10 protein-coding genes are annotated in these 14219 nt (G+C 65.6%); 4 read left to right on the top strand and 6 right to left on the bottom strand.

All coding sequences use genetic code 11. The annotated features are described in order from the left end of the window. Positions 1-13: 13 nt before the first annotated feature. Positions 14-661: an arylesterase gene (locus tag F812_RS0109490; protein ID WP_020085737.1), complete on the bottom strand. Its 648-nt coding sequence runs from the start codon at positions 659-661 to the stop codon at positions 14-16. Between the two features lie 180 nt (positions 662-841). On the opposite strand from F812_RS0109490, the gene F812_RS0109485 reads away from it, so the two are divergent. From F812_RS0109485 to F812_RS0109475, 3 genes are all read left to right on the top strand, one after another. Further along, the gene (locus tag F812_RS0109485; RefSeq protein ID WP_020085736.1) at positions 842-1552 is read left to right on the top strand and encodes an ABC transporter ATP-binding protein; all 711 of its coding nucleotides are present in this window, start codon (positions 842-844) and stop codon (positions 1550-1552) included. After that, the gene (locus F812_RS0109480) at positions 1549-4131 is read left to right on the top strand and encodes an ABC transporter permease (RefSeq protein WP_020085735.1); all 2583 of its coding nucleotides are present in this window, start codon (positions 1549-1551) and stop codon (positions 4129-4131) included. The genes F812_RS0109485 and F812_RS0109480 overlap by 4 nt, the downstream gene beginning before the upstream one ends. Positions 4132-4345: 214 nt before the next feature. After that, positions 4346-5119 (top strand): Bax inhibitor-1/YccA family protein, encoded by a 774-nt coding sequence (locus F812_RS0109475; RefSeq protein ID WP_026867987.1) that lies wholly within the window; start codon positions 4346-4348, stop codon positions 5117-5119. 110 nt (positions 5120-5229) lie between these two features. Here F812_RS0109475 and F812_RS0109470 read toward each other — a convergent pair whose 3' ends face one another. Continuing rightward, on the bottom strand, positions 5230-5631 hold the full coding sequence (locus tag F812_RS0109470; protein ID WP_020085733.1) for a DUF2794 domain-containing protein: 402 nt from the start codon (positions 5629-5631) through the stop codon (positions 5230-5232). A 565-nt stretch (positions 5632-6196) separates the two neighbouring features. On the opposite strand from F812_RS0109470, the gene F812_RS0109465 reads away from it, so the two are divergent. Further along, positions 6197-8269, top strand: coding sequence for a M3 family metallopeptidase (locus F812_RS0109465; protein WP_020085732.1), 2073 nt, complete (start codon positions 6197-6199; stop codon positions 8267-8269). Here F812_RS0109465 and F812_RS26495 read toward each other — a convergent pair. The 4 genes from F812_RS26495 to F812_RS0109450 all read right to left on the bottom strand — a co-directional run bounded on the left by F812_RS26495 (position 8262) and on the right by F812_RS0109450 (position 14207). Then, positions 8262-8438 (bottom strand): hypothetical protein, encoded by a 177-nt coding sequence (locus F812_RS26495; protein WP_156827346.1) that lies wholly within the window; start codon positions 8436-8438, stop codon positions 8262-8264. The two genes, F812_RS0109465 and F812_RS26495, sit on opposite strands and share 8 nt — an antisense overlap. A 127-nt stretch (positions 8439-8565) precedes the next feature. Continuing rightward, entirely contained in the window at positions 8566-10515 is a 1950-nt protein-coding gene (acs, locus tag F812_RS0109460; RefSeq protein WP_020085731.1) for an acetate--CoA ligase, read from the bottom strand. A gap of 262 nt (positions 10516-10777) precedes the next feature. Then, entirely contained in the window at positions 10778-12427 is a 1650-nt protein-coding gene (locus F812_RS0109455) for a heme biosynthesis protein HemY (RefSeq protein WP_020085730.1), read from the bottom strand. 13 nt (positions 12428-12440) lie between these two features. Next, positions 12441-14207 (bottom strand): COG4223 family protein, encoded by a 1767-nt coding sequence (locus F812_RS0109450; RefSeq protein ID WP_020085729.1) that lies wholly within the window; start codon positions 14205-14207, stop codon positions 12441-12443. Positions 14208-14219: the final 12 nt, after the last annotated feature.

Here is a 14219-nt window from a genome sequence, read left to right as displayed (position 1 = left end):
AGAGTCCGGTGGATCAGGATTTCGAGACCGAGACGCGGCGTTCGCGTACCCGTGTGATCAGCTCTTCCACCTTCGGCAGAATGCGCTTGGTGATCTCGCCGACGCCCTCGCCGGTGGGATGCAGTCCGTCTTGCAGGTTGAGCTTGGCATCGAGCGCAACGCCGTCGAGGAAGAAGGGATAGAGCAGTGCCCCATGCTTGCTCGCCAGATCGCTGTAGATCGTGGCGAAGCGCGCCTCGTACTCCTTGCCCCAGTTCTTCGGCGCCAGCATGCCGGTGACCAGCACGTCGATATTGCGCGCGGAGAGCCGCTTCAGGATCTCATCGAGATTGGCCCGCGTGATATCCGGATCGACGCCGCGTAGCGCGTCGTTGGCGCCGAGTTCCAGGATCACCGCGTCCGTCCCCTCGGGAACCGCCCAGTCGAAGCGTTCGAGGCCGCCCGCCGTCGTGTCACCCGAAACCCCAGCGTTCGTGACGTCGACCGGGTAGCCCTTCGTCTTTAGTGCCTCGCCGAGCTGTGCGGGGAAGGCCTCGGACGGTTTCAGCATGTATCCGGCGGTGAGGCTGTCGCCGAATGCCACGATCCGAATGGGTGCTGCCTCATCGGCAGCCAATGCGCCGCCCAATCCGGCGGCAAGCCAGAGGTTGACGAGCGCCATCGTCCTCACCATGTGACGCCAGACTGTCGAAGCACTTTGCTTTGCCTTCATTTTTTTGCCTCACCTCGCCTCGACACTCGTATCTGTCTCGTCTCGCTGCCCGCCGATTGCGTAGTTCGAGCTAGAACGGGCAGATGATGCGCCCACATCGCACGGATGTGAGACAAAATTCCGAACTTCATGGAGCCCCGACACGTGCCCCAGCCGATCATCCGCCTTACCGACGTCCGGCTCAACCTCGAAAGCCGCGCCGGCGTCGTCGAGATCCTGAAGGGCATAACCCTCGACATTACCGAGGGACAATCCGTTGCCATCGTCGGGCCGTCGGGGTCGGGAAAAACCTCGCTTCTCATGATTCTCGCGGGCCTCGAACGCGCCACACGAGGGGATGTGCAGGTTGCGGGCCGCGATTTCAATGCCCTGGGCGAGGATCAGCTCGCGCTCGCCCGCGGCGAGGACATCGGCATCGTTTTTCAGTCGTTTCATTTGATTCCCACCATGACCGCGCTCGAGAACGTGGCGTTGCCACTCGAGTTCGCAGGCGTGGCGGAAGCACGCGAGAAGGCCCGCGCCCTTCTTTCGGAAGTGGGCCTCGCCGCGCGTCTCGATCATTTCCCGGCGCAGCTTTCCGGCGGCGAGCAGCAGCGTGTCGCCCTCGCCCGCGCACTGGCGCCCGAGCCCAAGCTTCTCCTCGCCGACGAGCCGACCGGCAACCTCGACGGCAAGACTGGCCGGCAGGTCGTCGATCTGCTGTTCGGCCTGAAGCGCAGGAGCGACGCGACGCTCGTCCTCGTCACCCATGACGAGCGGCTGGCCAAGGAGTGCGAGCGAACGATCCGCATGGCGGACGGACGCATCGTGGCCGACGAGCAAGCCGTGGTGGCCGCATGACGTCGACGGCGATCGCCTCCGGCTCTTCGCGGCCAGCCTCCCGTCTGTCGACGGGACGCATGCTCGGGATAGCCCTCCGTGAGCTGCGCGCCGGCCTCAGCGGCTTCTACATCTTCATGGCGTGCGTCGCACTCGGCGTGGCCGTGATCGCGACCGTGAGCACGCTGTCGGATGCGTTGCGTGACGGCTTCGAGCGCCAGGGCGAGATAATTCTCGGCGGTGACGTGACGTTCGCGCGGATGCACGCGCGGGCCACCGATGCCGAGCGCGCCTGGTTCGAGGCGCGCGGCCGCATGAGCGAAACCGCGACGCTCCGCACCATGGCGCGGAGCCTGGACGGCAACGAGCAGGCCCTGGTCGAACTCAAGGCGGTGGATGCGGCCTATCCGCTCGCGGGCGAGGTTGAGGTAAACGGGTCGGCCTTCGCGGAGGCTCTGAATGCCGAGAATGGCGCAGTCGCAGACCCGGTGCTGCTCTCCCAGCTCGGCCTCGAGGTCGGCGACAGGATGCGGGTTGGCGATGCCGAGGTCGTCGTGCGCGCAACCCTCGTGAACGAGCCCGATGCCGTGGCTGATCGGCTCACCTACGGACCGCGCGTCTTTGTCTCGCACGTGACCCTCGCCAAGACCGGGCTCGTCCAGCCCGGTACGCTCGTGCGCTGGCGCTATGCGCTGAAGCTTCCGTCTGAGCAAGGTGGCGCGCCTCAGGATGTCGGCGCGTTCCGCACCATGGCGAAATCGGAGCTCGCGCAATCGGGGTTCGTCATCGGAGATAGGCGCGATCCCTCTCCCCAGGTTACGCGCACGCTCGACCGTCTGCGCCAGTTCCTCACATTCCTTGGGCTCGCCGCCCTGCTGGTCGGCGGCGTCGGCATCGCGAGCGCCGTCGCCACCTTCATCGAGCGTCGCCGCAATGTCATCGCCACCATGAAGACGGTAGGCGCCACCAGCCGCACGGTGCTGCTGATTTTCCTGGTTCAGGTTCTCGCCATCGCCCTGATCGGCGTCGCGGTGGGTCTCGCAGTAGGCCTCACCGCGCCGCGCCTGCTCGTTTCGCTCTATGGCGATCAACTGCCGATCAAGGCCGAGGTCGCCTACTCGGCCGCAAGCATCGTCGCGAGCGCGGTCTACGGCGTGCTCGTCGCGCTGCTGTTCACGCTCTGGCCGCTCGGTCGCGCGGAGCTGATCAAGCCGAGCGTTCTCTTTCGAGACGAGGTCGCGCCCGAGGCCGTGTGGCCGCGCCCGCAGATCATCGCGCTCACGGTGCTCATCGCGGCCTTGCTGCTCGGCTTCGTGCTGATGATGGCGGAATCGACGCGCATCGCGCTCTATTTCTGCGGCGCGCTGGTGCTCGTGTTTGCTGTGTTCACCGCGCTCGGAAGCCTGGTGACCTGGCTTGCGCGCCGCGTGCCGCGGCCCAAATGGCCTGAGCTGGCGCTTGCCATCGGAAACATCGGCGCGCCCGGCGGTCTCACTCGGTCGGTGGTGGTATCCCTTGGCTCGGGTCTCTCGCTGCTGGTCGCCGTCGCCCTTGCGGACGCTTCGCTTGTCAACGAGCTGACCAGTCGCCTGCCCCAGAAGGCCCCGAGCTATTTCCTGCTGGATGTGCCGAAGACGAGCTCGGAGGATCTCTCCCGCCTCGTCGAGCAGGAGGCGCCCGGCGCGCATCTCGTGGAAGCGCCGATGCTCAGAGGCCGCCTCGTCGAGATGAAGGGCATCAAGGCGGAGGAGTTCAAGCTGCCTCCCGAAGCGCAATGGGTGCTGAACGGCGACCGCGGCCTCACCTACTCCGCCACGCTTCCCGAGGGATCGAGCCTCGTGGACGGCGAATGGTGGCCCGCGGACTATGACGGAGAGCCCTTGGTCTCCTTCGAACGCGACCTCGCGCGTCACCTCGGTATCGGCATCGGGGATCAGGTCACGGTCAACGTGCTGGGACGGAATCTCACGGCCCGCATCGCCAACCTGCGTGAGGTGAAATGGGAAAGCCTCACGCTCAATTTCGTCATGGTGTTTTCGCCCAACGCCCTCAAGGGAGCCCCCCACAATCTGCTGGCCACTGTCAGCCTCCCGCCGGGCACGCCTGTCGCAACCGAAGCCCAGCTCGGCAGGGCGGTCGGCAAGGCGTTCCCGGCGGTCACCGTCATTCGCGTCAAGGACGCGCTCAATGCAGCAACCGCCATTCTGGAGAAGGTGATGGTGGCCGTGCGCGTCGCCGGCGCCGTGACACTGATCGCCGGTGCGTTGGTGCTGGCAGGTGCACTCGCCACCGCGCAGCGCCGGCGCGTGTTGGAAGCCGTGGTGCTGAAGGTGCTGGGTGCAACCCGCCGCCGGGTGCTCGTCTCGCACGCTGTCGAATATCTGCTGCTGGCCGTCGTCGCCGCGCTGTTCGCGGTAGGCCTCGGCGCCTTCGCCGCCTGGATCGCCGTTCAGGAGGTCATGAAAATCCCCTTCAGTTTCAGCCTGGACGCTGTGCTGAAGGCGCTGGCTGTAGCGGTCGGTTTGGTGCTGGCCTTCGGGGCGTTCGGCACCTGGGCGGTGCTGCGGGCCAAGCCCGCTCAAACGCTGAGATCGCAATAATTGCGTAGATTTAACTTCGACCGGATGTCGCGATACCTAGGTATTTTCTCGATCACTCAAGATTAACATTCCAGCCGAATTGCCTTATGAATGGACCCAATTGTACGGCAAATTGAGAGTGCCGCCATCAACTCTTGAAAGCGGGTGGCACGGTTCCAATATGCCGTAGGCAAATCGAGTTTGCGCTAGAAGTCTTTAAGGGGACTCCATCACGATGGCACAGTTTGACAGCAGATATACGCAACCGACGACGGTCGGCCGGGCCGACGTCGACGAAGGTCTGCGTTCATACATGCTGGGCGTCTACAACTATATGGCGGCCGGCGTTGCGCTCACCGGTATCGTCGCATACCTCGTGTTCTCGCTTGCGGTCACGAACGATCCGTCCGCTGCGGCCGCGACCCTGCGTAACGGCATGGGTCTCACCTCTTTCGGCGTGGCCATCTACACCAGCCCGCTGAAGTGGGTGCTGTTCCTTGCGCCCCTCGCATTCGTATTCTTCTTCTCGTTCCGCGCTCACGCCATGAGCGTCGGCGCAGCCCAGACGTCGTTCTGGATCTACGCCGCCCTCGTCGGCGCGTCCCTCTCGTCGATCCTGCTGGTCTTCACCAGCACGTCGATCGCCAACGTGTTCTTCATCTCGGCCGCTACCTTCGCGAGCCTGAGCGTCTGGGGCTACACGACGAAGCGGGACATCTCCGGCTGGGGTTCGTTCCTGTTCATGGGCCTGATCGGCGTCATCATCGCCAGCATCGTGAACATCTTCACGCAGTCGAGCGCGATGAGCTTCGCGATCTCCGTGATCGGCGTTCTCGTCTTCGCGGGCTTCACCGCTTACGACACGCAGCGCATCAAGGACACCTACTTCGAGGTGGCCGGCAATGCGGAAGCCGCCGCCAAGGCCTCGATCTTCGGCGCGCTCTCGCTCTACCAGGACTTCGTGGGCCTGTTCGTCAACCTGCTGTCGCTCATGGGTAACCGCGAGTAAGCACAAGCCCCGGAACACCACCCTGCAAATGGAAAGGGCCTCGCCATCCGGCGGGGCCCTTTCTGTTTGTCGAGACCGGCCTGACGGGGCGGGCCGAACGGGCGAGTGCGTCAACGCCCGAGCTTGAGGGTCTCGCAGACCGAGAGCACGCGCTGAAGCTCATGCCCTCTCTTCAGGATCACGCCGCTCCTCAGCACCACGCTGTAGGCGCCTTGCCGGCGGGCGAGCCGCGGACATTTCTCCACCTGGAGCAAAGGATACTCGGAGGTCCGCTGGAAGATGGCGAACACAGCCTTCTCGCGCCCCATGTCGAGGGCATAGTCGCGCCACTCGCCAGCCGCCACCTTGCGCGCGTACACGGCCAGGATCGCATCCAGCTCGGCACGATTGAACGCAACGACGGGCGAGCTGCTTCGGGAAGGGGATGAGGACGATAAGCTGCGATGAGCTTGGCTATGCGCATAGAGGCCCGGCTCACGCGGGCGGAAACGTATGGGGTCGGATTCGCTCAAGGGCGCCTCCCTTTGATCAGAAGGTATGATCGCACGGGTCCGAAATTTTTCAAGACGGTCCGCGCCAACATTTCACATCGCTGCCACAAAGCGTCCTTCGCCAAGTCTCATTGATGCGTAGAGTGGGAAACAACAGCGTCCCGGCCCGGTCCATCTCCGTCTCGGATTTACTGCCCCCAAGCCCCCAATCCGAGGCCAATCTCCCTGGACCGGGCCATTTTTCTTTTTTCCCTCCCGCACAGAAATTCCTCCGTGACGTCAGATTGACGTCGCGTTTGCGCCCTGCGCGCGCCCACAATCGCATCCAGACTTTCCGATGTTGACCCCCGCCCGGTTGCCTCGGCGGATCGGACCTCCGAGCCCCCGGTCTGGTCTGTGTCCGGCAGCCGGGCGGACAACTCCCCTCCTCCAATCCTCCTCTCGTCCCGGGCTGACGGGCCGGCTTCAAGCCGGCCCCGATCCCATTTGCGTGAAGCGCGCCATCAATTGACGCACGTCTTTGCGCGGGGCCCCGCAATCCGCTATCGATCCGGGGCTCGGACTTCACGAAAGAAGGATTTGGATCATGGCAAAGGCAGCCGGCCCGAAGAAGAACGCGGACAAAGCGGCGCAGAACCCGCTGCTCAAGCCCTGGCGCACGCCATTCAAGGCGCCGCCGTTCGCTTCGATCGAGCCGCGCCACTTCCGCCCCGCTTTCGATGCCGCCCTGAAGGAGCACAAGAAGGAGCTGGCCGAGATAGCGGGACGTGCAGCCAAGCCCACCTTTGCGAACACCATCGTGGCGCTCGAAAAGAGCGGCGTGTTGCTCACCAAGGTCGCCGACGTCTTCTTCAATCTCACGAGCGCCGACACCAACGCGGCGCTTCAGGCGATCGAGCGTGAACTCTCTCCGCGCCTCGCCAAACACCAGAGCGCGATGATGCTCGACCGTCGCCTGTTTCTTCGCATCGCCGACCTCTATGAGCGTCGCGACGATCTCGGCCTCGATGCCGAGGGCCTGCGCCTGCTGGAGCGCACGTACAAGAGCTTCGTCCGTGCCGGCGCGAAGCTTGGCGCGAAGGCACGCAAGCGCATCGCCGAGATCAACACCGAGCTTGCCACGCTGGGCACGTCCTTCAATCAGAACGTGCTCGCGGATGAGCAGGCCTGGCATCTGTTTCTGGACGGTGACCGCGATCTCGATGGTCTTCCCGGCTCCGTGCGCGACGCTGCGGCCCAGGCTGCCGTCTCGCTCGGCAAGCCCGGCAGCTACGCCATCACGCTGGCTCGCTCCAGCGTTGAGCCGTTCCTTCAGTTCTCTGCGCGCCGGGATCTGCGCGAGGAAGCCTGGAAAGCTTGGATCAAGCGCGGCGAGCTTGGCGGCAAGACCGACAACCGCGCCATCGTCGTCCGGATGATGGAGCTTCGCAGCGAGCTGGCCCATCTCCTCGGCTACGAGACGTTCGCGGCCTACGTGCTGGACGACACGATGGCCAAGACACCGGCCAGCGTCCGCGCCCTCCTCGACAAGGTGTGGCCCCCTGCCCTTCGACGGGCCCGCGAGGAGAAGGCCGCGCTCGAAAAGCGCGCGCGGTCCGAAGGCGGCAACTTCAAGATCGCGGCCTGGGACTGGCGCTACTACGCCGAGAAGGAGCGCAAGGCCCGCTACGATCTCGATGAGGCCGAGGTCCGCTCCTATCTGGTCTTGGAGAACGTGCTCGCCGCTGCCTTCGATACCGCGGGCAAGCTGTTCGGCCTCGTGTTCGAGGAGCGCACCGACGTGCCCGTCTATCATGAGGACGTGCGTGCGTGGGAGGTGAAGACCAAGGCGGGCGAGCACGTGGGTCTCTTCTACGGCGACTACTATGCGCGGCCTTCGAAGCGTTCGGGCGCCTGGATGTCGTCTTATCGTGGCCAGCACAAGCTGACGGGCAGCGTGCGCCCCATCGTCGTCAACGTGATGAGCGTCGCCCGCGGCGCGCCCGGCACGCCGGCGCTGCTCTCCTTCGACGATGCGCGCACCCTGTTCCACGAGCTGGGGCACGGGCTGCATGGCCTGCTGTCGGATGTGACCTATCCTTCGCTCGCCATGACCAACGTGCTGCACGATTTCGTGGAGCTGCCCTCGCAGCTTTACGAGCACTGGCTGTCCGAGCCAGAGGTGCTGAAGCGTTTCGCTCTCCATGCCAAGACAGGCAAGCCGATGCCCGAGCGAATCCTGAAGCAGCTCGAGGCCGCACGCACGTTCAACCAGGGCTTCCAGACGGTCGAGTACACGGCCTCCACCTTGCTCGATCTCGAGCTGCATTCGCTGAAGGACACGAAGGGGCTCGACGTCGACGCCTTCGAAAGCGAGATCCTGGCGCGCATCGGCATGCCGGCCGAGATCGTACCGCGCCATCGTATCCCGCATTTCCAGCACATCATCGGCGGCTATGCGGCGGGCTACTACAGCTACCTGTGGTCTGAGGTGATGGACGCGGACGCCTTCGCGGCCTTCAAGGAGGCAGGCAACATCTACGACCGCAAAACCGCGAACAAGCTCAAGGCCAATATCTACGCGGCCGGAAACCGGCAGGATGCACTCGACGCCTACGTCGCATTCCGCGGCCGCCCGCCGGAGATCGAAGGGCTGCTGAAGAAGCGCGGGCTTACTTGAGCGCGCGCAATAGTGCATCCGGCGCCAAGAGGCGAGGCGTAGCGAACGCCTCGAGATCCGGCGCACGTGTCCGTGTCGAGATACCGGCATCCGCAGGTGTGACGGAGTTGCGATAGCGCCCCGCCAACCCCACACCGTCATCCCGGCGAAGGCCTGGATCCAGACGCATCTCAGGCATGCTCCGAGCCTTCACCGCCGCGAGGAATGAGAGACCAGGCATCAGAAACAATTACGCGCCAGACCGGAGGGTCTGGCGCGTAAAGACGTGTAAAGCGTGAAAGCTGAAGTAACCCGGCTCAGCCCGCCTTGCGGTTCTGCCGGTTCGTGATCAGGTCGTCGACCACGGACGGATCGGCCAGCGTCGACGTATCGCCGAGGCTACCGAATTCGTCCTCGGCGATCTTGCGCAGAATGCGGCGCATGATCTTGCCCGAGCGCGTCTTGGGCAAGCCCGGCGCGAACTGTACCACGTCGGGAGAGGCGATCGGCCCGATCTCGCGGCGCACGTGCTGCACGAGCTCCTTGCGCAGCTCCTCCGAGGGGTGCTCGCCCACATTGAGTGTCACGTAGCAGTAGATGCCCTGGCCCTTGAGGTCGTGCGGGTAGCCGACCACGGCCGCTTCCGCGACCTTGGGATGGCACACGAGCGCGCTTTCCACTTCCGCCGTGCCCATGCGGTGTCCCGAGACGTTGATTACGTCGTCCACGCGGCCGGTGATCCAGTAGTAGCCGTCCTCGTCGCGCCGGCATCCGTCGCCGGTGAAGTACGTGCCGGGATAGGTGCTGAAGTAGGTCTGTACGAAGCGGTCGTGATCTCCGAACAGGGTGCGCGCCTGGCCGGGCCAGCTATCGAGAATGACGAGATTGCCCTGCGCCGCGCCTTGGAGCACGGCGCCCTTGTCGTCGACCAGCGCCGGCTGCACGCCGAAGAACGGAAGCGTGGCCGAGCCGGGCTTCTGCGCAATGGCGCCGGGCAGCGGCGTGATCAGGATGCCGCCGGTCTCGGTCTGCCACCAGGTGTCCACGATGGGGCAGCGCTGCTCGCCGACCACACGGTAGTACCACTCCCAAGCTTCGGGATTGATCGGCTCGCCGACGCTGCCGAGCAGGCGGAGAGACGAGCGGTCCGAGCGCTTCACCAAATCGTCGCCCGCGCCCATGAGAGAGCGGATCGCAGTCGGTGCCGTGTAGAAGGTGTTGACCTTCCACTTGTCGACAACGTCCCAGAAGCGCGACGGCGTCGGATAGGTCGGCACGCCCTCGAACATCACCGTGGTCGCGCCGTTTGCGAGCGGTCCGTACAGGATGTAGCTGTGGCCGGTCACCCAACCCACGTCGGCGGTGCACCAGTAAATGTCGCCGGGATGGTAATCGAATACGTACTGGTGCGTCATGGACGCAAACAGCAGGTAGCCGCCTGAGGTGTGCACCACGCCCTTGGGCTTTCCGGTGGAGCCGGAGGTGTAGAGGATGAACAGCGGATGCTCGGCCTCGACCTCGACGGGCGGGCAGTCGGCCGACACCTTGGTGACTTCGTCATGGAACCAAAGATCGCGCCCTTCGGTCCAGGCGACCGCGTTGCCTGTGCGGCGCACGACGAGCACCTTCTCGTCACCCTTCGCGCACTTCTTGAGCGCCTCGTCTGTGTTCTTCTTCAGCGGCACCGGCTTGCCGCCGCGCAGGCCTTCGTCGGCCGTGATGATGAACTTAGAGCCCGCATCCTCGATGCGTCCCGCGAGGCTATCCGGGGAGAAGCCTGCGAACACCACCGAGTGAATGGCGCCGATGCGCGCCGACGCGAGCATCGCGTAGGCAGCTTCCGGTATCATCGGCAGGTAGATGGTGACGCGATCGCCCTTCTTGACGCCATGCGCCTTGAGCACGTTCGCAAGCTTCGAGACACGCTCGTGAAGCTGGCGGTAGGTGATGGTCTGGTCTTCGGTGGGATCGTCGCCTTCCCAGATGATCGCGATCTGGTCGCCGCGCGTGGCCAGGTGCCGGTCGATGCAGTTGGCGGAAACGTTGAGCGTGCCGTCCTCGAACCACTTGATCGAGACGTTGTCGGGCGAAAAGGTTGTGTTCTTGACCTTGGTGTAGGGCTTCACCCAATCGATGCGGCGGCCATTCTCGCCCCAGAAGCCATCCGGGTCCTTCACGGAGCGCTCGTACTGCGCCTTGTACTTGGCCTCGTCGAGCCACGCACGGCTCGCCCACTCGGGCGTAACAGGATACGCCTTGTCCGACATCGTTAATTCCTCCCGGAACTGGTTATTGTTCTGGCGTCATTATGGGCAATGGGGGTGAACGCGACAACTTCCCCCTTGGTCGAACTTATATCAGAGCATTTCTCATACATCCCGAGCCGACCGGATTTGATTCCAATCAGGGCAGCAATACACCCGCCGCGGGCTGCCTATCGTCTAAGCAGCCCGTGGGATTGCCTGAGCTTGCATCACCCCGAGCGAGCGCTTTGGGGGCCGGATGGTGGGACTGCGAGCCTGCCGGGAGCTATCCGGCTGCCGAACGCGGCGGTTCGCCTTCTTCGGGTTCGAGCCCCGGGTCATCCGGCGCATGAGGCGACGTAAAGATCCGCGAGCGATCCGTGCGGCTGGACGCATCTCCGTTTTTGTCGGCAGCCTGGGGAGGCGACTTCTTCGGAGCATCCGCCGCCACCGCGGGTGCGCCACCCTTGTCAGTGGGTGCCGTCTTGGCGGCCGGCGGTGCTGTCTTGGGCTCCTCGGGCACGGCGTCGGACGGCGTAACGTCCTTCGGCGCCGCTGCGACCGGCTCGGCCTTCGCGATCACCGTCTCGGGCTCGCCCGAAGCGATGAACTCGGTGAGATCCGCGCCGAGGATCCGCTCCTCGCCACCGTTCGGCTCCTCCACCGGAACGCGCCACTCGAATGCATCGAGCGCGCCGGTTACCGGAGAGGTCGGAGCCCAGCGGTCCGAGGTGACGCCGTCGGCGGTCCAAGCCGCGTCGCGGGGCGCGGTCACGGCACGGGCCAGCCACTCGCGTGCCCGTCCCTTGTCACCGCTTTCTTCAGCCTCGATGCGCGCCAGGAGCGCGGCGACCCGGCGCGTAAGGCCGGTCTCCATGAACGGCTGCAGCATGCGCCGCGCTTCCGCGTAGTCGTGGGCCTCGATGGCCGCGACCGCCACGGCGATCGAGCTTTCGATGGAGTGCGGATTGAGCATGAAGAGTTGCTTCACGCGGTCGAGGCGGTCGCGGGGGCTGTCGCCGATGCGCGCGTAAGCATAGGCGGTCGCAAGCTCGGGATGGGGAGACTTGGCCCACGTCTTCTGGATGACCTTGGCGGCCCGCGCCGTGTTTCCGCGTGCGGCGAGCAGGCGTCCCGCGATGCCGGCCGCCGGAATGAGAGACGGGGCGAGGCCGTGCGCTTCGAGCGCGAGCGTCAGCGCCTTCTCGGCATCCTCCTCCTCGAGTGCCTGCGCCTGAGCCGTGAGCAGCACGGCCCGGCGGCGATCCGCGATTGGCCGCTCGAGTTGTCCGTGACGGCGCCCGAGCGCGAGTGTCTGCAAGGCTCCCGCCCAGTCACCGGCCTGACACTGCAGGTCGAACAACGCTTCCACCGGCCACGAGAGCTTCGGATTGAGCGCCAGCGCCCGCTCCGCGAACTGCCGCTGCGCCTCGCGCTCGCCTTCACGCCCGGCTTCGAGGAACAGCCCGCGCAATCCCAGTTGCTCCGTGTCGGGAGAGCCGAGCATCGCTTCGAAAATGCGACGCGCGGTGGCCTTGTCGCCGGAAAGCTGCGCGGCCTGCGCGCGCAGAAGATGTGTCAACGGCTCGTTCGGCAGCGATTTCCGTGCCTGCAGAGCGTAGCGCGTGGCCATCGAGCGGTCGCCCGCGCCGATCGCGATCATGCCGCTCGACAGCGCGTCGAGACCGCGGCGCTGACGACGGCGCGTGAGGAAATGGCTGAGCGCCGCCGGGCTCGACCAGATCTGCGTGAGGATGGTCCACACCAGAACCGCGAAGCCGACCAGCGCCGCGAAGATCACGACGGCGCGGAATACGCTGGTTTCGATCTCATAGCCCTGCCACGTGATCAGCAGCGAGCCGGGACGGTCGGCAAGCCACGCGAGCCCGGAGGCCAGCGCGATCACGCCGAGGAGGAAAAGGACGAGACGCGTCATCGCTCCGTTCCTCTCAATTCTGTACGGGGGCCGGCGCGGCGGGTGCCGCTTCAGCCGTGCCGGAAAGCGAGGCCTTGAGCTTCTCGTCGACGGCCGCGATCGCCTCGTCCACGGAGTTGCGCGCCGCCACCTTGGTCAGCCAGTCTTCGATAGGCGCCTGCGCTCTCTGTGGAAGCGTCTTGGCGAGCGCGATCACGTCGCCGAGCCGTCCCTCGTTGAGGGCGGTCTCGATACGCGACACCACCGCTTCCGCGCTGGTGTCCTCCGCATCGTGGCTCACGCGGCGAACCCGGACCACGGACTTGGCGCCCGCGAGCAGCCGGTCGATGACCGAGCCGTCCGCCGGCTCGAGATCCGCATCGATCACCGCGTTCATGACCGGACGGAAGCTCGCCTTCAGCTCCGCCACCGTCGCGACGCCCGTATCCTTGAAGCGATCGAGGGCGCTGAGGTCGAGCTGGCCTCCGGAAACCTTGCGCACCTCCTCGAGCTCGGCGGTGTAGCCCTGCCCCTGCCCGCGGTCGAGCGCGCGCTTGAGGTTCGAAAGCTCGAGCGAGAGCACGATGCGCTCCGCGTTCTCTTTGCGGGTCGCTTCGCTCTTCACGACGCTCTGAACGTTGTGCTCGAGCTCGGCGAGCTTGCTCGCAACCGGGCTCACGGCAGCCGAGACGTCGGCCGGCCGGGCGAGCGCTTTGATCTGCGTTTCGATCGAGGCGCGAAGCTCGCCGATCGTGCTGGAGAGTTTGCCCGCTTCCTCCTTCACGGCCTCGACGGCCGCGGAGAGACGTTCGGTGTCGGCTTTGGTGGCTTCGTCACGCTGTGCGCTGCGTGCCTGATCGGTGCGAAGCTGAGCGACCTCGCGGTCGAGGCGCGAGGTTGCAGCCTTCGCCGCCTCGCTCGCTTCCTGTGTCGCGGTAATGCGCGCATCGACCTCGGCCGGCAGGCTCTTTCGCAGCTCGGCGAGTTGAGCCGAAAGCGAGGATTCGACGTCCGAGATCTTGCCGGCGAGGGCTGCGAGCTGCGGGATGCGTCCGTCCGAGGCCGGTGCGCCGGAGGCGATCAGCGCGAGCTGCTCCTCGAGCTTGGCGACGCGCTCGGTACCGCCGTTGGCGGCGCCGCTCTCGGCGGCATCCTTGAGCGATTTGGTTTCGGCTGCGAGCGTGCCTTGCGCGTCGCGAAGTTGCGTCACGCTCTGCTCGATCTGGTCGAGCTTGGCGAGGCGGCCTTCGGCCTCGCTGATCTTGGCGGCGAGCGCGGGGCTTTCCTTGGGAGCGGATTCGAGCGCCGCGATCCGCGAGGAGAGCTGCGACACCGCTTCGCTGGAGGAGTTCGGAAGCCAGCCCGGCTGAAGCACGGCCGCGCCCGCGTAGACGAGGCCGCCGCCGATGAGGCCCGCCGCGAGGTGGGAGAAGAAGCCGCCACCGCCGCCGCTCGCTTTTGTTTCGGGCTTGGCGGCCGCAGGTGCGGCTTTGGACGCGGCGCCCGGAGCAGCCTTCGCCGAGGCGTCCGTAGTGCTCGTCCCGGAAGACGGCTTCGCCGTGGACGTTGACGACGATCCCGGCGACGACGGGCTGGCAGCAGATGCCGTGCTGGACGAAGACGATGACGCGGCCGGCGTTGCGGAAGCGGACGAGGCGGTGCCGCTGCTGCCGGTTGCCGGCGCGGGCGATGCGGGCGCCTTCACCTCCGTCGCCTTGAGGTCCAGCGTCGCGTGTGGACGCTTCGCGCCAGGATTGTCGGTCCGGCCAGCATCCTTCGCGGGATCGGGCTTATCGGTCATGGGAGCAGGGTC

The organism is Hyphomicrobium zavarzinii ATCC 27496 (assembly GCF_000383415.1).
In the GTDB taxonomy this organism is placed as follows: domain Bacteria; phylum Pseudomonadota; class Alphaproteobacteria; order Rhizobiales; family Hyphomicrobiaceae; genus Hyphomicrobium_C; species Hyphomicrobium_C zavarzinii.
This window is presented reverse-complemented; position numbering and strand designations above follow the sequence as displayed.

Excerpts from the sequence above, each read along its gene's own strand:
- F812_RS0109490 (WP_020085737.1), bottom strand. The coding sequence starts at position 661 with ATGGCGCTCGTCAACCTCTGGCTTGCCGCCGGATTGGGCGGCGCATTG.
- F812_RS0109485 (WP_020085736.1), top strand. The coding sequence starts at position 842 with ATGGAGCCCCGACACGTGCCCCAGCCGATCATCCGCCTTACCGACGTC.
- F812_RS0109480 (WP_020085735.1), top strand. The coding sequence starts at position 1,549 with ATGACGTCGACGGCGATCGCCTCCGGCTCTTCGCGGCCAGCCTCCCGT.
- F812_RS0109475 (WP_026867987.1), top strand. The coding sequence starts at position 4,346 with ATGGCACAGTTTGACAGCAGATATACGCAACCGACGACGGTCGGCCGG.
- F812_RS0109465 (WP_020085732.1), top strand. The coding sequence starts at position 6,197 with ATGGCAAAGGCAGCCGGCCCGAAGAAGAACGCGGACAAAGCGGCGCAG.
- F812_RS26495 (WP_156827346.1), bottom strand. The coding sequence starts at position 8,438 with ATGCGTCTGGATCCAGGCCTTCGCCGGGATGACGGTGTGGGGTTGGCG.
- acs (WP_020085731.1), bottom strand. The coding sequence starts at position 10,515 with ATGTCGGACAAGGCGTATCCTGTTACGCCCGAGTGGGCGAGCCGTGCG.
- F812_RS0109455 (WP_020085730.1), bottom strand. The coding sequence starts at position 12,427 with ATGACGCGTCTCGTCCTTTTCCTCCTCGGCGTGATCGCGCTGGCCTCC.
- F812_RS0109450 (WP_020085729.1), bottom strand. The coding sequence starts at position 14,207 with ATGACCGATAAGCCCGATCCCGCGAAGGATGCTGGCCGGACCGACAAT.